This window comes from Pontibacter beigongshangensis, from assembly GCF_014332515.1.
GTDB lineage: Bacteria > Bacteroidota > Bacteroidia > Cytophagales > Hymenobacteraceae > Pontibacter > Pontibacter beigongshangensis.
The window spans coordinates 343,896-361,485 of sequence record NZ_VFSD01000001.1; the positions used below are offsets into that span (position 1 = coordinate 343,896).

Genomic DNA, 17,590 nt, shown 5'->3' on the forward strand with positions numbered 1-17,590 from the left:
TTATCTGAAGCTATCGTCAAAACTATCATCGAACTGCCTTCCGAGGTTTATATGACCTGTTCCGGTGGTATCGTGTAATAAGACAAGCTCGGCATCCCCTGTTATCAGGTTATAACTCATGCTTTCCAGTTCCGCGTTGGCGGAAAGAGTGGAGATAAAACGGGCGAAGGGGTTGATCTTTTCGCAGCAGACCGGGACGGTGAGCGTCGCCTGCTTTCGCGTTTTTTTCACACTCTTAAATATACGGATAATCCGGTTAACCGCCCCATTTTCTAGTACCCGATTATGCGTATAATAGTTTTTTACGAGGTTGGCGGCGGATAGTCCGGCATTTGGATAGAACAAACCGGACAGGTCGCCCCGCTCCTTCAATACCTGGCCCTCGGAAATTAACATGAATACAAAGCCCTTTTGCCCTGTGTTACCGCCCGACGTTATCAGGTATTCCAGGTCGGTGGTTACCTCTGTGATGGTGGTTTCGTCCGTGTCCTTGCCCTCGTCTTTGGTCACGCACACGCCGCCATACTCAATCTCCCCCTTTTCAAAGTCCTGGTTGAAGGCGTTGCTGAACAGCAAGCGTTGGAAGCGCGGCATGTCCTCCTTCACATACTCGTAGGACTTGGTGCCCCGCAGGTGCTTTTCATGTACGGTTAAGTCCTTTTCGCCCTGCAGCTGGTAGAACGATTCATGCTCCAGCCTGATCTTGCCCTGCTCAATGTCCCAATACACGCGGAACATGCTGCGCAAAGTGTCCAGCAGCTTTTTCAGGCTCCAATCGGCTTTGGTGGCCGGTTCTGAGCTGTTGTAGCCGACCACATCCGAGAGGGAGGCTACGTGCATCCCTCTCAGGCTGTTGGGTGCCTCGGTCACATAGTTCAGCTCGTCATTGAAGAAGCGGCTCAAGGCCACATCGGAGGCTGGCAGCAGGTCAGGCGTGGCCGTCAGCTCTACCAATCTCCTGACAATATCGGTAAAGGCCCGGTTCCGGCTGTAGGTAAGCGTGCCGAAATCCCACAGTATCTGCACGTACCTGTCCTCGTTCATCTTGCGGAACATGTTCAGGCACCCGTTTTGCAGATTGACACCCTGTAGCAAAGCAGTCACGTTGATGTAGCGGCTGGTGTCATACGCTGCCCCGCAATCTATCTGCAGCAGTTCAGGATAGCGGGTAAAGTTCCCCTTGCTGTTCCAGTCGAACGGTTTGAACTGGTACAAATCCGGCGCTTTGGCATACTTTGCCTCGTCTGTTTCAGGGTATTCCGCCACGATAGACCACCCGCCCCCGGACAAGTCCACCGGCACCCCGTTTTCGCGCCTTAGCCTGCGTAACATCCTGAACCATATCTTCCCGTTAAAGTGGTCACCTCCCAAAAAGGAAGGATCAACCCAATAATTCATGTGGATGAACTCTGCCCATGTCCCGGCATCCTGTACCGGCTGTTCGTCATAGTTGGTGAACAGAAACTCAAAGTCGGCCTCTAAGTCCAGTTTCACACTGGCGCTTACCGGCGTGGTGCCCGGCAGGACGTTATACTCCTTGCTGTAGTTCTCCAGGATGGAGCGGTATTCGTCGTCGGGCAATGGAGTAACAGAGGCATCGCATTTGCTTAAATCCCACTTGACATCGTTGCACGAGAAATAGCCCTTCCAAACTACTTCCCATACCCCGCTGCACTTCTTCTCGATCTCAAACCCGATCTCTAAGCAACGCTCTGCGCTCTGTTCTACTGCCAGCAGCAAATCGAAGTCACTTTTCACAAACACCGCCTCGCCGGTCAGCTTGGTTCTGTAGAATATCTGGTCTTTCTCCCTGGCGGTCACAAGCTTCAGCTTATGGGCCTCATAGGGGAACACCTCTAGCCGCTCTGCTGCGATGGTTAGAAAATATCGGTGCCTCATTTGCGTATCGTTCTAGTCCTGTTACCACTCTTCAAAATGGTAAATTCGGGTGTCTCTATCCTTTCCGGTGTCGGTGCGGTGTTTTTGGCTATCGTGCCTAAGTGCTTAATGATCTCGGCAGGTAGTTTGGCCTGCGCTGGTTTGGCGTGTGCCGTTTTACTCTCTGCCTGTAAGGTTTGCAGCCTTTCGGGTAATTCCGGATTCATCATCACCCCCGTACCCATCAGCAAATCATCTAAGGCATAGCGCACAATGGCTTTCTGGTTGTCGCCGTTGATCGCCTCCAGTAGCTTCAGGTGTTTGGCCGTGGCTTTGGAGTTGACCGCGTACAGGTACTCATTGCCCTCGTACTGTGCGATTTCCTTGCCGGTAACGTTATCGTATAAGCCGACCCCGCCCTGGCTGTGCTTGGCCCCTTTGATCTCAAAGCCGCCCCCCTTTGCAAAGGTTGGAACGGTCGTGCTTTGCAAGGCCCTGGCTTTCGCGGCCAGGAAGGTGCCGAACATGGTCGCAATCAGGGCAATGGCCCCGGCCAGTCCGACCGGCCCCAATGGTGCCATTACCGCATAAATCTCTGTAGATGCTGTAATAAGGTTGGAGGCCTGCATGGCCGAATCCAGGGCAATCTGCGCCCGTTGCGCCTTCTGCTGATCCCGGAAGGCCTGCTCCCTTTGTTGCTTCAGGATGTTGTACTCCTGCTGCTTGGTTTCCACGTTGGAGGCGAAGCCCTGCTCATTGAGCAATATTTCGCGGTCTAATTCCCTGCCTTTTTCATCTATCGCCTGCGTAAGCCCCTGCACCTGCTTTTCGTGCATGGCTACGGTTTCGGCTAGGAAGTTTTGCAACTGGCCTAATGTCTCGCCGATGGCATACTTTACCGCGTCCATCTGCTCGTCATCCAAGCCTAAGAGCTTCTGAAGGCTGAACTTGTTGCGGCTGGCCTGTAAATCTCCTAGTTGCTGATTCAATCGGTTAATCTCGTTTTCTAGCTGTAACGCCCGAATCTGATCTTCTTTATCAGCACTATTGGCAACTAAGGCAAGGCGTTCCTCATTGGCCTTTATCTGTATCTGCAAGAGCCTTTCCTGTAGCAGTTCCTCGGCCTGTACGCGGCTCAGGGTGTCCGGCAAAGTATTCTCAGCAAGGGCAGTATCAAACTCTTCATTCTGGTTAATGCGCCTTTCCTGCTGGTTTCTTCTGAGGGCTATCTTTTCGCGTTCCTTCTCTACCTCTAAGGCTATGGCTAACTCTTTTTTGCTGGCCTCCAGTGCCGCCCGAATCTGCGCATCATACTTGGCCTCCAGTTGAGCCATTTCCTTAACGTCAGAATCTTTCTGTGTTTCCAGTATCTTCGCCCTTTCATCTTCCTGCATTTTGGTTAAAGCATCAAAATAGCGTTTGTTGGCAGCGAGGGAAAGCGCGTTTACCTGTACCTGCTGCTCTACCGATAACCCTACAGGTTTACCTGCCAGCTTCTGCTGTTTCTCAATGCTGTCTACCAGCGCATCAATCTGCTTTAACTCGGCTTCTAACACGGCTTTCAGATAGGCTTCGCTGTTTTTATCCAGCATATCAAGCCTTGCTTTTGCTGCCTCGTTCTCCAGTTTCTCCAGTTCTTTGTATAAGTCCTGTAGGGCTTTCTTTCTTTCGGCAAGTTCTTCCTTGCTGGCTTCCTTGTTGGCCTTAATCCGGGCTTTGTTGGTGGCTAGTGCCTCTTTCTGTGCGTTGGCCTCTGTCTCTTTGAGCTTCCTGGCGTTGGCGGCTTTCTCCTCCTTCTCCTTTTTGGCAGCGTCTTTGGCTATGCTCTCGTTGTACCCTTTGGTGAAAGCGTCCCCAAGTCCGGCCCCTAACTCCTTTATTTTGGCAAAGTTTACTACGATTCTGGAAGGGTTTGCCAGTGTCTCAAAGGTCAGGTAGGCTATCTCGCCTACGTCTTTCAATACCTGCCATAAACCCATCATTACCGCCCTAGCCTTCTCGCTGTTCTTGTACAGCAGCACCAAGCCGCCTACTAAAGCAGCTACCCCTGCCACAACTAAACCAATAGGGTTTGCGGTCATAGCGGCATTTAAAAGCCACTGTGCAGCGGCTGCGCCTTTGGTGGCGGCTGTTCTGGCCTTCTCTACCGCTGCATAGTAAATGGTGGTGGCGGCTGTCTTGATGTTGGCAGCGTTCAGGGCTATGAGGGCAACCCCTAACGCGTAAAAGGCTTCCTTATTCTCTTTCAGGAAGGAGGGCAACTCTCTTAGAACCGCAATAACCTGCATCACGAATTTAAGCGTGGCGTTTAAGGCATTGTTTAGCCCTAACTTAACCGCACTGCTGATGTCTGCCGTTTCCTTTGCCAGCTCGTTCTGCGTGGCGGCTAATTCGGTATAGCTGGCGGTCAGTTCCCGCTGCTTAATCACAAACTCGCTGGTGGTGTCTATCAAGTCCTCAGAGCTTGTCTTGATGTTCTGCAAGGATTTGATATACTCCAAGCCTGCGTCCTCCCCTGGCCCCCCGAATACGTCTGTGATGACAGTCTGGGTTTCCTGTGCCGTTAGCGCGGTGTTATCCAGCCCCTCACTGATGGTTTTCAGTGCGTCAACCGTAGAAATACTGCCATCGTTAATCCCTTTGAACAGTTTATCCGTGAACTCCTTGCCAAAGGCGTTCTGTAGTGCCTCGCTGGTGGCTTTGGTCTGCTCTCTGATTCTTAAACCGAACTCTTTCACCACATCGGCCCCCTTATCAGAGAAAATACCCTGTTCAGCAGATTGTGATATAACCGAAATAAGTTCATCGGCACTGGCTCCGGCTGCCTGAAACTGTGGCGCGTATTCCCGTACCTGGTCTAGCAGGTCACCCCCGGCATCGGCCCCGGCCAGAAACCCGTTCTCAATCTGCTGCAAGGCTTCTATCTGTGTGATACCGAAGGCTTTCGCGGCTGCATTGCTGGCTAACAGTACTTCCTGATAGTCTTTCCCGTAAGCATCCGCTACACCTTTCAGTTTAGCGGTTAGTTCGTCCAACCCATCGCCCTGCGCCCCGGTCAGGCTGGCAATACTGGCCCGTAGCTTAATAACCTGCTCATTGGTGTCACTTACCCCCCCTGCAAAGGACAGAATCTTATCAACGGCAAAGAAAGCGGCTATACCTGTGCCTATGCCTACCATCATACCCTGCAAGCCGCCTACCTTCTCAATGGCGTTGCCCATTTCATCAAAGCCTTTCTTTCCTCGGTTGGTGAGCTGGCTTATCTGCTTTTCGGTTTCCTCCAGCTTCTGGTTGTACTTGGTAATGATGCGTGTATCAGTGGCTTTCTCTACAATAGCCTTGTAGCTGTCCATCTTGATCTTTAGCTGCATAATGGACTTATCCAGCTTGGTAGCGGCTTTGTCTGTGCGGTCAAGCCCTGCGGCCCCTTCCTTGCCTGCCGTTTTCAGGGTGTTATCCAGCGATTGCATAGAGCTATCGAGCCGCTGAACGGTCTTTTGGTGGTTCTGCGCGGCCTGATCTATTTTACGGTAGGATTGCACACCTTCGTTTAATGACTTGTTATAGCTTTCAGTAGAGGCGGCTACACCGGAGAAAACGGACTTGCCGGAGGTTTGCATCGCCTGCGTTTTGTCGGTTACCTCCCCCATCAAGGCGGCGGTTCGCTGCAGCCCCTGTATGGTGCCGGTTAAGTCTAAATCAATCTCCTGCCGTACTGTTCCCATTATCTAAAAGGTATAAAGTCCTTAATCTCGGTTAACTCTGCTGCGAACCCCTCGCACGTTCTTTCCATGTTGCGCCCGTAGCTTCTGGCCTTCCTGTACTTCAGGAGGAGAAAAACACAGCCGGCTAATGTCAGGAGGTTTGTAAGTATCAGTGCTGCTATCATTTCAGGCGTTCTATCTGTTGCTTTTTCTGCTCTGTCCAAATGTCCAGGACGCGGTAAAACTCTTCTATCTCCATTTCTTTGAGGCTCTGGAAATCATCGGCATTGCCTTCCGACACGCTCCACAGGAGTTTAGCCCAATAATCGTCAATATCCTTGCGTACATGGTGGATGTACTTTAGGTCACCTAGTTCAGCACCCTTCCGGTTTCCAAAATGGTGCGGGAAAGTTTTTCGTAAACGTCCCTGTAGCCCACTGCTGAAGCGGCTGCCTGCATCAAAAAAAAATCAGCCACAATCCCGGCCTCCTGCCAGTCACTGATCTTCTTTTTGGCCGCTGCCTCATCATACACGCGCGGGTTTTCACCGTCGGCATTAATGAACAGGGTGCAAACCTCAAAGGCTTGTACCTGATTATCGCTTATCTTGGTCAGTCCCTCAATGGCATTGTACACCAGCACCGAACAGGCACCGAACTCCATTTTTTGAAGGTGTGCCCATAGCTGCGTGAGCATCTGGTGAAAGCCCTGCGTATTCAGCCCGAAACCATAGGTAGCTGTCAATTTCTGATAGGCTGCCATACGTCCGGTACTTATCTTATCAGTCACATTGTACCAGGTGCCGTTTGCCTGAAAGCGTTTGGTATCGAGTGGCAGTTCTACTAATTCGGTTCCCTGCATTATATCTTTGTCCATAGGTAAAGTTTTCTCAATAGAGCGGCCAGGAAGATGCCCAAAGCCGTAAAATACAGATGCTCAAACACGTTGTAGCTTCTGTGATAAATGATTAGGTAGCCCCAGAAGCACCACTGCCCGGCCACGCACAAAGCGCAAGAGATAAGCGGTTTCAGCCAAAAGACCTGCTCCGGGTATTGATTATATTTAGTTAATGTCCAGTTCTGAAGGCGTTGGTACAGGCCCCCCAAGAGCATTCCCGGCTCTGTCAGTACCAGGCTGTAGACCACGGCTACCAGTGTGATGCAAAAGGCTGCGTACTCCATCAGGTGAAGCTATTGTTAAAGCTGTCGTCAAACTGTCGCGGTGTCTGGTAGTCAGCAGGCACACACACGGTAAAGCTCACCGACATTCTAAGCCCGAAAGCATCGTAAGGCTTTTGCAGGTACTTCTTCACCCCTGCGTCGTAGTCGTAACGGCTAAAGAGCTGCTCTCCTTCCGGCAGCAGCTCCGTAAACCGCACCATCACTTGGCTAAAAGTTGTGGTATTGATCGGGCTTTTAAAGACCTTCTGTAGCTGTTCAATCAGGTAAGGGGTAACAACCCCGAATCTGGTGTTAACCCACCCTATCAGGACTAAATCAGCTTTGTATTTCTGGCCTAACCGTGGCTCCTGTAGCTGCGTGGCTCCCCGTTCCTCGAAGTAGACCATCGCATGGCGTTCGGCATCGGGCACGAGGTTCACATGCTCCTTTCTGGCATAGTCCCAATAGACCGCCTTCGTGTGTTTCTTGCTGTCGTTGTACTTCCAGGCAGAGGCAAGCCCCCCGGCCAGCCAGACAATGTTTGCCTTGCGTATCTCCTGGGCCAGTTCCTCACAAAGTAGCTGTATCACGTAATGTGCTTTTTAATGATGTCTAAAACGTCTGCCCTGGAATCTTCCAGCAGTTCGGCCTGCTCGGTGTCGTTGGGCTGCAAAAAGTCCCCGAAACGCCGCATATTGCCAATGATCTTGTCGTCTACCTCCTGATCGGTGCCGCCTACCTGCGCCTGAAACACGCCTTCTCTCAAAGTGGTGGTGCCTAATACCGCTATCCCGTTCCACATCCGATTGCTTAGGGTCAGATCAACCTTGCCATGTGTGGCGTAGTCCTTGAAGGCTCCGGTTTTCCTGCCTCCTGAGAAGTAAGGCACCTTGCCTTTGCTCTTATAAGTGGCTCCTTCTATGCCCTGCTCCTTTACCCGCCGTTCCACGACCGCTATCGAATCCATTGCGGTACGGCGAACGATCTTAGCCCCTTCGGTTTTAAGCTCGTCAGCGGCTCTCTGAAGCCCTCGTGTAAATTCTAACAGGTTCATCTCCCAATACTCACTACACGCGGCCCTGAACACGAAAAGCAGGCAGAGTTCTCCACGTTGATTCCCGTTTCCAGCAACCACTGCAGGCGGCTTTCGAACTCCTGCAGCAGTTCCGCTCGTTTCGCGGCCACGTATTCCAGATTAGTATCATGTTCCTGTGGCTGCACCTCCCCAAAGATGAAGTCACAGAGTACCACGCCTGCCCTATAGTAGAGCATTCGCGCCATGACCTTCTGCACGTTCTTGTCGGTGGTGTGTAAGCGGGATAGGGTGGTTTCCACATCGCAGCCAATGGTGGCATCCAAACTGATACCGGCCGCATAGGAGGCATTGAACCGCATGTAACCGTACAGGGCCGTGTCTTTGGCCCCGCAACCGCAACCGATGGAGTTGTTCTGCAGCTTGACCGTGCCGGTGGTCTCTACCTCAAAGGTGTATTCGCTGCCGTCTAAGGGAAGCTTTAAAGCCACCTCTACGCCCGTATAGCCGCTTTTGTCTATTTCTATGACGTAGCTATTACCGTTCAGGGTCACGATGGCAGAGCCGGTGCCAGAGGCCACCACGCCTATCTTGGAGATATGCAGGTAAGCATCGAGGAATCTGCCGGTCTTGATGTTGAGTTGGGAGGCAGTTGCCAGGCCAACGCCGGAACGTTGCCCGATGTACCAGTTATGCGGGAAGGTCTGTAGTTTGTGTTCGCCTTTCAGCCCCCGGATAATGGCCTCTTCTACCAGGTCTAAGGCTTCGGCTCGTGCCAGCACCATGCGGTTGAGGTAGCTTTTAGGCTCATTGCAGGAACCGTACTCCCCATCAGAGGCAAAGTAATCGGCTCCAAGTCCCGGTAGCTGGTCGAGGTACAGCCCGCTGTCGGAATCGGAGATATTGACCCCTGTACAAAGCAGGTTCGGCTTTTGGGTAATGCCTATGGCGGTGATTGCTTGCATGTGGAAGGGTTTAAGAAAGGCAGGCTACACGAATGCAGCCTGCCTGATTATTATACTGCGGCTCCTTTACGGAAGGCCAACACGCCTGTCAGGTCTGCGTCGCCTATGATCGGGTTCTGCAGCAGGTCGTAGCGAAGGATAAGCTTGTACACATGGTAGTACTTATCGTCAATACACTTGAACTGGTACACTACGTCGGCCTCTACCCGGTTGCCAAGCTCAGGAAGCGGCATAGAGTAGTTGTACAGCCCGTTCACACCCAACTCACGCACGGCGCGGGTGTAGTGGTTCTTAGAGAAGAAGCCCACCGCGTTGCGGTCTACCAGGAAAGCGCGGTCATCCACACCGGCCTTTGCGAAGCCCCACATGTCCTCGGTAATATCGAACTGACCGAACAATGACTGCAATCTCACCTGGTCGGCACCAGTGGCACCCACGGCAGAGATAAACATATCATCCCACAGCAGGCCACCATCCAAGATGTACGGGTCAACGTAGCGGTTCATCATCTGCACCCGTGCCAGGTAAGGCAGCAGGGTTCTGGCTGAATAGTCAGCAGCAGGGATAGTGGTATCCCCATCGGCTGCGGTATAGCCGCCTAAGTACTTGTTCACGCCTGCAAAGGTGTCCAGCTTCGCAATAATGCGGCTGTTGGCATCTTCTACCAGGGCTTTGCGGGTTTCTAATAACCCCTGGGCCACCAGTTGCTGAAAGCTTACGTCCACATCGCGCAAACCTTCGCCCCATGCAGAGCCGGTTTCCTCGATCTTGAAGGTCTTTTCAGTACCGATGGTCAGTCGGTAGTCCTGCGCTCCGGCCTGCAGTTCCGGGCCATCAATAGAACACACGGCAGGGCCGGTGGCTATCGGGTCAAAGGTCTGCACCGTTTCATCTCCCAGGGTTAACCAGGTCACGCGCACGTCCACGTCTTTATCGCGTTGGCCGTTCAGGGCCTGCCCGTTGGCGGTCTGTTTCTGAATGATTGCGTTAAGGGTGTCCGCTTTGGCGGTGAAGTTCTTACGCATCTGGGCATCGCCCCACATGTTTTCCATTGTGGTGCGTACTTCTCTTAATTTTACGTCGTCAAAGGCTGCTGTTGCCATGTTGGTTTAGTGTTTTAACTGTTTACAATCCGATTTAAGATTGCGCATAGTACAGTTGCTTAACCTGTTCTTTCTCAGATGCTGGTGCGTCTGAATCCAGGTATTTAATGTACTCTTCGCGGTTTTTCGGCACAGCTATAGAGGGTGTTGTTGTCTGCTCGTCTGGTTTTCTGCCAGTTGAGGCGCGTGGTTCGGCGGTCTGCAGGTCAAAGTACTGTGTCGTGATGTTCTTCACCACGTCCTCGAACTTTACCCGGTGCCCCGTTTCGTTTTCCAGTCTGTCACCATCCGGCTTTAGCACAATAAACTCATTGCCTTCTTTCTGGAACTTGTAGTTTTCAAGCTCCCTAATCAGGATTTGCTTTTGTGCGGCGGCTCTGTTCGGGTCACTGGAAAGGATCGGTTTCAGGCTTTCAAACTGCTGCAGGCCGATGCTTTTTACCTCGTTGAACAACTCCTTCTGGGCGTATGCCTCCTCTTTTTCGGCTAGTATCTTCTGATATTTCTCCTCGGCTCTCCTCTCGGCCTCCTGTGCGGCAGTCTCCATCTTGATAAACTCAGGGTGCTTTTTAATGGCCTCCACTGTGATATCTTTGGCTGGCTTCTGCTCGGTGGCTTTGGATTCGATGACCTCTTGAACTTCATCAATAAGCTCTATGCCCTTTGTTTCGGATTGGATGTTAAAATCTGCCTTTATCTTATTCTCCCATGCGGTGTTAACCTTGCGCTCCCCTGCTTTGTAGCCGGTGTCTTTAACACTCTTCACATGGTCGGAATACTTTTTCGTCAGAGCTTCCAAACCTCCATTAGATTCATCTTCCAGAATCTCTTTAATCTCATCTTCATTCATGTTCAGTGCCTTTGACACGAACGCCAGTAATTTTTCTTCCATGAGGAATCCAGTTCTTTTGGTTTACTTTTTGCCTTCCTTCACCTCTTCCGGTGCTTTGGCGGTTTTGATGTTGGATTTGCTTTCCTCAACCGTGATATGAGGATTATTCTTTTTCAGGCTGTTGACTTGCTCTATTGTAAGCCCATCTTCCTGATAGCCGTTTTTTGCTGTGATCTTGTAGGTAGTTGCCATTATTTATCCTCCTTTTTGGTTTTGACTTCGGCAGGCTCTTTGGCCTCTTTCTCTACAGTCCAATTTTTGCGCTCACTTTCAGAAAGAAAGCCCCACGTTAGATTATTGTAGGTGCGCCGCCTCCCAGATGTGTGGGTTGCTTTAAATTGCTTTGCCATGATGTGAAATGATTTGTATCGTATTGAAAGTTACATATTAAATACAGCCTATGTTCTGAATTCACAGAAAATTACATCTTTTTAGCCGTTTTTACGGTTATTACGGTGCTAATTCCGTATATTGTCATAAATTCAACCCTACAAAACTATGGCGAAAACAGTTAAGGATTCCCTGTACCTGGATGAAGGCAGTTATAACTTTATTATGGCTGAAGCAGAGGCAGGCAGGTTAAAGAAGCAAAAGTTTTACAATCTTGCGATTGAGAAGGAGATAGAAAGAATCAAGCAGGAAAAGAAGATCATAGAGGAACACATGAAACAAGCCTCCTAACTTGGTTAAAGCTAAGTGTACACTGTGTTATCACAACACCTAAAAAGCGTAAAATGGGCAGAGAACTCACAGGACTAGAGCAGGACATTACAGCAGCTATTGCAGCAAGATACCCTTATCCTTTGAATGAGGTACAGCATGTATACAAACACATAAGGTCTTTTGATAAGACAATAGAGTTTTTGGAGATTTGCATGAGAGACAAATTAAGCCCAATGCAAGTTATGGAAGTTTTTAAGGCTCTGTAAGGGCTCTGTAAGGGCTATTAACATTCTAAAAAGAAGAAGATGACGAAGTCGTTGAAATATTTCTTTCAGGGAGCAGGTACTATCTTTAACCTCTGGCCTACTCCATCCAGATTGCCTAAACTAAAAGATGGAAGATCTGACTATGAAGCTATAAAAGCTGATTGGGAGGCTGTAGGTAAAGATTTTCAGAAGGCAATAGAGAAACAACCCCTATAATTGCACAAAATCAGAAATTAAATTATGACAAAGGAGCAGTTAATACAGATAGCAAAGGTTGCATTCCCGGAAAGGGTGCAGCATTCAATAAACTTCGATAATACTGAAATGCTTCATCAATCAGGCGTATACAGGCTTTACGATAAAGATGAAGATTTTGTAATGCTATCGCCCAAATCAAGCTATCTGTCGGTTTTTATAGGAGAAGACAAGTTTGTGCAATTTGAAGTGGGACATAAGGCATTCAATCATTATGCCGCCATTAAAGAAATGGAGAAAATGAAGCTTGTTTAGGCCAGGAATTGAAACAACCCCTATAATTGCAGATAAGATGAAACAGCAAAGACCATTAAAGGCAGGTTTTGACTTTGAGGAACTTTCCACTAACATAAGGATAAGCTCTCTCGGACTAGCTAAAGCCAGCAAACAGACTCTAGAAGCAATGCAGCAATTTACAGAGGCTGTTAACAATACAAAGATTAAGAACTCTTAACCTGTAGCTTCCCGCTCACTATCTCTAAATCCTCCCGTAGCCTCATAGCCCTTCTTGAACTCAGGTAATTTATGCTATGCCTGCAATTAAATTTCCCTCTGTCAATCAAAGGTCTGTAAGCAGAACCCCCTTTAGGCAAGTCAGGGTCTTTCGGCCATTCCTTCAGGGCCTCTTCCTTTAGAAAAACGCGCCCATTTTTCTTCTTACAGAACTCCCGGCTAGTGCTAATCAATCCACCCTCATACACAAAGGCGGTCAGCTCCAGTTCCTCGCTGTACTGCTCTTGCAGGGCACTATCCACTTGGTTATAGGTGTCATAGACGAACGTGTTGTAGTGGGCCTCTAATGCCCCTAGTTTCTCCCCTTCCCCTAGTACCAGGCTTTTGATGTTCTTTCGAAAGGTAGTGGCTCCCTCCCCTGCTAAGAGGTTGGTGTACGCCTGCTGCTTTACCTTCTGCTTTACGGTGGCATCGGTTAAGAGCGTGTCTAAAAAGGAATCAGCTATGACCTTATTGCCCTTTAAGCCTATGCGCTCCTGAATGAAGGTATCCACCGTGCCTTTTATCTTGGTGAAGTCTTTGCCGGAAAGGTTCAGTTCATCTTTGAAGGATAGGAAATAGGCGTAGTTGTAGCCCGAAATAGCCGCTACATCTGTGGCAATGGTGGTAACCAGCTTCATGCCTGCGCTCTCCTGGTATTTCTTAAAGACCTGCTCCACATAGGCGGGGTCTTTCTCTATCCGGTCGATGGATTCCAATAATAGCCGATACAGAGCCTCCTGCGCCTGCTTGATCTTAGCGGCAAGGGCGGCTTGTTTCTTCTCTATGGCTTTTATCCGTTCTTTGGAGGTCACGAGGCACTGAATTTAATGTTATGGCTGCTTTGGCTCTCCAGGTACACGAGCCAACCGTCTAAAACCTTCTGCATCGGCTCCAGGACATAGTAAGGCTCTCCGAACTCATCCTGAAAGGAGGTCACGAAGTCGTACCTGTCGAACTCATCCGACACATCTTCAAACGGCCCGTTCATCTGGGCGTAGGGCATGGCAAGGCGGCGGGTGTATTGCACGCCCGTTTCCTCACTCACCAGTACCCGTATCGTGTCCAGAAGATGCACCATCGTAAAAAGTTATATTAGAGACTACCCATTTGCAGCCCCTAATATAACGATAAATTACACAAGAACGGAAGCTTTACGCTCTGACATCGGGCCAGTCCAGTTCGCCACCAGCGTGCCGGTCTGCACCTCTGAGCTTGCAGCCGGGATTATGTTGTTGGCCGTCAGGGTTACCTCGTTGCCAGCGTTGAATACTTCCCCGCCGTACATGTCGCCGCCTGCCGTGATGTACCACATCAGGTAACGGCCCCCGCATTTGTCGATCTTGCGCAGGAACTCATAGTTCGTGTCGTTCAAATCGGCCACGTTGAAGTTCAGGGTTCTTTCCTTCGGCGACGTGATGGTGTACTTGCTGCTGAGTCTGGTAGGCTCCCCGGCAGCGGCCGGAAGGTCACCGTAACCATGCACAATGGCTATCTTGGTTTCATCCGTCGCGGCTAGGCGCGCTGTGATCTCGGCAGAATCGCCGGTTGCCAGCGGCTGGCCTACCTGGGCCAGAAGCAGGGCGGATATCTCACCATACTTGAAGAGCGGTGAGCATAAATTAAACGCTACGTCAGGAACTCCGCCTGTAGCGCAATCGGTTGGGCATACTATTAGTGCCATAGTTGAAAGTTAATTAAAGGTTTAACATGTTAAAATCTATCCCAGGTCGGGGTTTATCGGCCCCGATCCCTGGCAAACGCCGATGCTCTGCACCACGCCCCCTGCTCCGACGGACATCCTGCGACCGTCTCCGAGGCTGTAGTTGAAGGCTCCCAGCGTACTGTTTCCTAAGTTGTCGTAATACAGCGTCACGCCCACTTCAAAGGCCCCGTTGAGGCTATAGGCTGGCACCAGGTCGCCCGTATGGTAACAGGCCTGGCTTGGGGTGCTGTAGCCCTGTGACACGCTGATAGCGTAGTCGTAAATAGGGTTCTGTATACAGGTGCCACGGCTGTTGGCCTCTGCCTGCTTGATGCTGTTCAGGTGGGCCAGGGCTTTGTTGTTGGCATCCAACTGGCTGGTGGTGCTGGTGTACTGGCCTGCCGCCACTTTCACTAACACTTCCGTTCCTGTGAAGCCGTTGCCACAGTTGTTGCGCTGCACGTACTCGCTCTGCTCCACGTTGTAGTAAGTTACCGGCACCGGGCAGGCAGTCAAATCCTGTATTCCTCGTACCGTTCGCGTGTTGTTGTAAGTAGGGCTGGCCGGGTTCATGTCGCGCTGCTGTACCAGTACAAAGCCGGTATTCTGGCCCCCGGCCTTCTCGCAGGAGGTAACGCCGGTGTTCTGCCAGCTTGCCAGGTTGTCCGGCTTGCCGCATACAAAGCCTCTCGGTGTGTAGTTGGCTAAGTTGTATTCCTCCAGTGGTAAAGTTTCCGCGCATCCCATCGCAATGATGGGGTTTGCCTCCGAGAACTTGACGTTAACCGTGGCCGCAATTCCCAGCGGCAACCATTCCGGGCTAACCTCGATCTCCTTTACTTCCTGCTGCTCCCCGATCTGTACCTGGGAATGCATGGGAAGGGCACCCAGCGCATCTGCTAAGTAGGGCGGTATGTCCAGTGTGTTGAACTCGCTCTGCTTGGTGACACGCTTGAAAGAGGCCAGAAACTCCTTGTACTCATTCTCGTTGCCGTCCTCCGTGTAAGGATAGGTGGGGTTCAGTATCTCGGCCTCCAGGTGCAGTCGTTGCAGGAAGCCGGTTTGATAGATCGCTAAAGGCTTGCCGGTGCTGTCGGTCAGGTTCGCTTCGTTGCGGTATTCCACTTTCAGCAGGTCGCTCACGCTGTTCAGGGCAGAGAAAAGGGCCGAATACCTCCCCTGTATCTCCAGGTAGTAGTTGCCACAGGCCAGAGGCTGCGCTAAGGTCGCCCCGTAATAGGTAATGAAGTCGTGCTGCGCGGTCTGGTGATAGTCGTAGTCGATCTCGTTGCCCATGATGGTGCGGTACAGGGTGCCATCTTCCCGAAACACGTTGATACAGTCGATTGGCTGCCCGTCATGCGCTTTCACGATCTGGAAAGGCAGGAACCGCGTCACAGGGGAAAGCAGAAGCCTCCCGTGCTGGCAGGCGCGTTGCATCTCCTGTAAGCTATCGAAGAAAGGGAAAGCCATTAGATTCATGCGTCTGCGTTTTCAGTGAACGTAAGTGTCGGTGTCGCCGCCTTTGGCAGCTCGCTGATAATCTGGCGCACCCGCTCCATGACGATGACGGACTGCCGATCATAGGAAAGGTCAAAAAAGCCCGGCACCTCCATCTCCAGGTCGTCAAAGATGGTATCCACATAGTTGTACAGCACCTTATCTTCCATCCGAACATCGTTGGACATGAACAGGGCCGCTATGTAGGATTCAGATTTGCCGATAAAGGGCGTGAAGCGGGTCTTGGTCAGGTACTTTTTATAGGCGGTTTCATCGTCTGCGAATCTCTTTTTGGCTATGTCGTTCTCGATCTCCTGCACCAGAAAGGCACTGGCTCCGGAATCCTTCGCGGCCTTCAAGTCCTCCAGCATCTGCCGTTCTGATTTCAGCTTGTAATCAGATGGAAACTCAAAGACAATCTCTAAGCCGTCGGCCAGGTCGGTGAACTTCGCACATAGCCAGGTCAGGGAGCGGTACACCGTGGAATATCGTTCGGCAAAAGGAAAGAACGTATTGTGCATCTCCTCTTTGTTCTCGTTTACCTCCGTGGCCGTGGTGCCGAACTGTGGCCGCTCAATGATATCGCTGTTATAAACCGCTTTGATGGCCTTCAGGCTCAGTTTGTCCACGTAGTTATCCAACCACTGTACAATGTGAATGGGTAGCTCATGGTAGTGCTGGCGCTCTGAAAGGGGAATTACTTCATTAGCAGGTGTTTTGGCAGGCAGCGGGTAAACCATCATGTCCTGTGAGGACTTGTGGTACTGAATGCCAGAGCCGTTACACTTCTGGCAGGTTTTGCCGAATGGGTCTTTGCCTCCCTTACAAACCTGTGTTTCTGAAACTCCTGGGCACAACTCGGCAAAGGTAGACTTTTGCGGGAACACATGCAGCGACACCGACAAGTCCAGCTCTGACACGCTCTTAATGAGCTTCATAAAGTACGGCAGGGCCGCGTGCATCGGGCTTAGGAACGTCCTCCCCTGCGTCTGGTTGTCGAGCTTGTAGCCTACGCGGGTGGCCTGCACCCTGCCGGCATTGTGTTGGTAGACCTCCAGGGTAAAACGATCGAACTTGTTATCTGAGCCGTTCTTGAACCAGCCTGCAAAGTTGTCGCCCCATACGTTGAAATCCTTCACCGGCTTTAGCCCTTCCTCCAGCGCATCGTAGTAGTAGGCCACGGTGTCGGACGTATCTACGACCTGTGTTGCGGTCAGCACGAAGTCAGGCGTGTACATGTAGTACCGCTCTTGCTTTCTATTCCTTCCGGTGTCGGGGTTTTGTACTTCTTTGGTGGTGTGGCAGATGAGCCAGCTTAGCGTGTTGTTTCGGTATTCGTAGTTGATCGCCTCATGGCTGGATATCTCATAGGGGTACGGTTGGGCCTTCTCGCTCCTGTAGTCGAACTCCTCAAAGTCCACTAATACGAAAGCGTTCGGGTCGGAAAAGTTAAGGTCTACGAACCGGGTGCCCAGATACTTCTCTAAATGCTCATTGCCCCAGAACTTAGCCAGTACCTCCTCCAGCTCCTCCCGCTTGGTGCCGTTGTCCTGCTCGTAATACAGGGCGCGTTTGATGTTGTCCAGTCGGCCGGGCCGGTAGAACGGGCTTTTGATGGACTCGGCTAAGGGTTCGGTGATCTGTACGGTCAGGGCCTTTCGCTGCTGGAACTCCTCGTCGGACTCGCGGCGGCTGAACTGCTGCAGGAGCGATTCTATCCCCTCCCCGGAAATGAGCTTATGGTACAGGTCGGCCAGGGTGGTCACGCGCTCATAGTCGCGATGCCTGCGCTTGTACTTGATGGTGTCCTGAAGAATGGAAAGGGCTTGCTCTGGTGTTATCATGCGTCACATAACGTCAAACGTTAACGCCTTTAAACGCTGGCAAGCTCCAGATTAGGAAGGGAATTGGCAACAGTGCTGCCGGATACCATAAAGATATGTAATATTCCTTTACGGTTATAAAAATATAGGG

19 protein-coding genes are annotated in these 17,590 nt (G+C 51.0%); 3 read left to right on the forward strand and 16 right to left on the reverse strand.

Going from position 1 to position 17,590, the window contains the following annotated elements; genetic code table 11:
• The 11 genes from FJM74_RS01270 to FJM74_RS01320 form a co-directional block, all read right to left on the reverse strand.
• Entirely contained in the window at positions 1-1,899 is a 1,899-nt protein-coding gene (locus tag FJM74_RS01270; protein ID WP_187260735.1) for a hypothetical protein, read from the reverse strand.
• Positions 1,896-5,603, reverse strand: a complete 3,708-nt coding sequence (locus tag FJM74_RS01275) for a phage tail tape measure protein (protein ID WP_187260736.1) — start codon at positions 5,601-5,603, stop codon at positions 1,896-1,898. Before FJM74_RS01275 ends, FJM74_RS01270 begins: the two co-directional genes overlap by 4 nt.
• Before the next feature lie 348 nt (positions 5,604-5,951).
• Positions 5,952-6,458 (reverse strand): hypothetical protein, encoded by a 507-nt coding sequence (locus FJM74_RS01280; protein ID WP_187260737.1) that lies wholly within the window; start codon positions 6,456-6,458, stop codon positions 5,952-5,954.
• Positions 6,443-6,763: a hypothetical protein gene (locus FJM74_RS01285; RefSeq protein ID WP_187260738.1), complete on the reverse strand. Its 321-nt coding sequence runs from the start codon at positions 6,761-6,763 to the stop codon at positions 6,443-6,445. Before FJM74_RS01285 ends, FJM74_RS01280 begins: the two co-directional genes overlap by 16 nt.
• Positions 6,763-7,332 carry a hypothetical protein gene (locus FJM74_RS01290; RefSeq protein ID WP_187260739.1) on the reverse strand — a complete coding sequence of 190 codons (570 nt, stop codon included), beginning with the start codon at positions 7,330-7,332 and terminating at the stop codon, positions 6,763-6,765. Before FJM74_RS01290 ends, FJM74_RS01285 begins: the two co-directional genes overlap by 1 nt.
• Positions 7,329-7,796: a hypothetical protein gene (locus FJM74_RS01295; protein ID WP_187260740.1), complete on the reverse strand. Its 468-nt coding sequence runs from the start codon at positions 7,794-7,796 to the stop codon at positions 7,329-7,331. Before FJM74_RS01295 ends, FJM74_RS01290 begins: the two co-directional genes overlap by 4 nt.
• The gene (locus FJM74_RS01300; RefSeq protein ID WP_187260741.1) at positions 7,793-8,740 is read right to left on the reverse strand and encodes a hypothetical protein; all 948 of its coding nucleotides are present in this window, start codon (positions 8,738-8,740) and stop codon (positions 7,793-7,795) included. Before FJM74_RS01300 ends, FJM74_RS01295 begins: the two co-directional genes overlap by 4 nt.
• A gap of 50 nt (positions 8,741-8,790) precedes the next feature.
• Positions 8,791-9,843, reverse strand: coding sequence for a hypothetical protein (locus FJM74_RS01305; RefSeq protein WP_187260742.1), 1,053 nt, complete (start codon positions 9,841-9,843; stop codon positions 8,791-8,793).
• A 34-nt stretch (positions 9,844-9,877) separates the two neighbouring features.
• Positions 9,878-10,735 carry a hypothetical protein gene (locus tag FJM74_RS01310; protein WP_187260743.1) on the reverse strand — a complete coding sequence of 286 codons (858 nt, stop codon included), beginning with the start codon at positions 10,733-10,735 and terminating at the stop codon, positions 9,878-9,880.
• A gap of 21 nt (positions 10,736-10,756) precedes the next feature.
• Positions 10,757-10,927, reverse strand: a complete 171-nt coding sequence (locus FJM74_RS01315; protein WP_187260744.1) for a hypothetical protein — start codon at positions 10,925-10,927, stop codon at positions 10,757-10,759.
• Entirely contained in the window at positions 10,927-11,085 is a 159-nt protein-coding gene (locus tag FJM74_RS01320; protein WP_187260745.1) for a hypothetical protein, read from the reverse strand. Before FJM74_RS01320 ends, FJM74_RS01315 begins: the two co-directional genes overlap by 1 nt.
• A gap of 148 nt (positions 11,086-11,233) precedes the next feature.
• Here FJM74_RS01320 and FJM74_RS01325 point away from each other — a divergent pair, with 148 nt between their 5' ends.
• The 3 genes from FJM74_RS01325 to FJM74_RS01335 all read left to right on the forward strand — a co-directional run bounded on the left by FJM74_RS01325 (position 11,234) and on the right by FJM74_RS01335 (position 12,174).
• Positions 11,234-11,416 carry a hypothetical protein gene (locus FJM74_RS01325; RefSeq protein WP_187260746.1) on the forward strand — a complete coding sequence of 61 codons (183 nt, stop codon included), beginning with the start codon at positions 11,234-11,236 and terminating at the stop codon, positions 11,414-11,416.
• 53 nt (positions 11,417-11,469) lie between these two features.
• Positions 11,470-11,664 carry a hypothetical protein gene (locus FJM74_RS01330; protein ID WP_187260747.1) on the forward strand — a complete coding sequence of 65 codons (195 nt, stop codon included), beginning with the start codon at positions 11,470-11,472 and terminating at the stop codon, positions 11,662-11,664.
• A gap of 240 nt (positions 11,665-11,904) precedes the next feature.
• A complete protein-coding gene (locus FJM74_RS01335) occupies positions 11,905-12,174 on the forward strand; it encodes a hypothetical protein (RefSeq protein WP_187260748.1) in 270 nt (89 codons plus the stop codon).
• A gap of 185 nt (positions 12,175-12,359) precedes the next feature.
• Here FJM74_RS01335 and FJM74_RS01340 read toward each other — a convergent pair whose 3' ends face one another.
• From FJM74_RS01340 to FJM74_RS01360, 5 genes are read right to left on the reverse strand one after another with little or no spacing between them, the layout of a single operon-like run.
• A complete protein-coding gene (locus tag FJM74_RS01340; RefSeq protein WP_187260749.1) occupies positions 12,360-13,226 on the reverse strand; it encodes a hypothetical protein in 867 nt (288 codons plus the stop codon).
• Positions 13,223-13,492 (reverse strand): hypothetical protein, encoded by a 270-nt coding sequence (locus FJM74_RS01345; protein WP_187260750.1) that lies wholly within the window; start codon positions 13,490-13,492, stop codon positions 13,223-13,225. Before FJM74_RS01345 ends, FJM74_RS01340 begins: the two co-directional genes overlap by 4 nt.
• Positions 13,493-13,546: 54 nt before the next feature.
• Positions 13,547-14,095: a hypothetical protein gene (locus FJM74_RS01350; RefSeq protein ID WP_187260751.1), complete on the reverse strand. Its 549-nt coding sequence runs from the start codon at positions 14,093-14,095 to the stop codon at positions 13,547-13,549.
• 36 nt (positions 14,096-14,131) lie between these two features.
• Positions 14,132-15,598 carry a DUF5977 domain-containing protein gene (locus FJM74_RS01355; RefSeq protein WP_187260752.1) on the reverse strand — a complete coding sequence of 489 codons (1,467 nt, stop codon included), beginning with the start codon at positions 15,596-15,598 and terminating at the stop codon, positions 14,132-14,134.
• The gene (locus tag FJM74_RS01360) at positions 15,595-17,460 is read right to left on the reverse strand and encodes a hypothetical protein (protein ID WP_187260753.1); all 1,866 of its coding nucleotides are present in this window, start codon (positions 17,458-17,460) and stop codon (positions 15,595-15,597) included. Before FJM74_RS01360 ends, FJM74_RS01355 begins: the two co-directional genes overlap by 4 nt.
• Between the last annotated feature and the right edge of the window lie 130 nt (positions 17,461-17,590).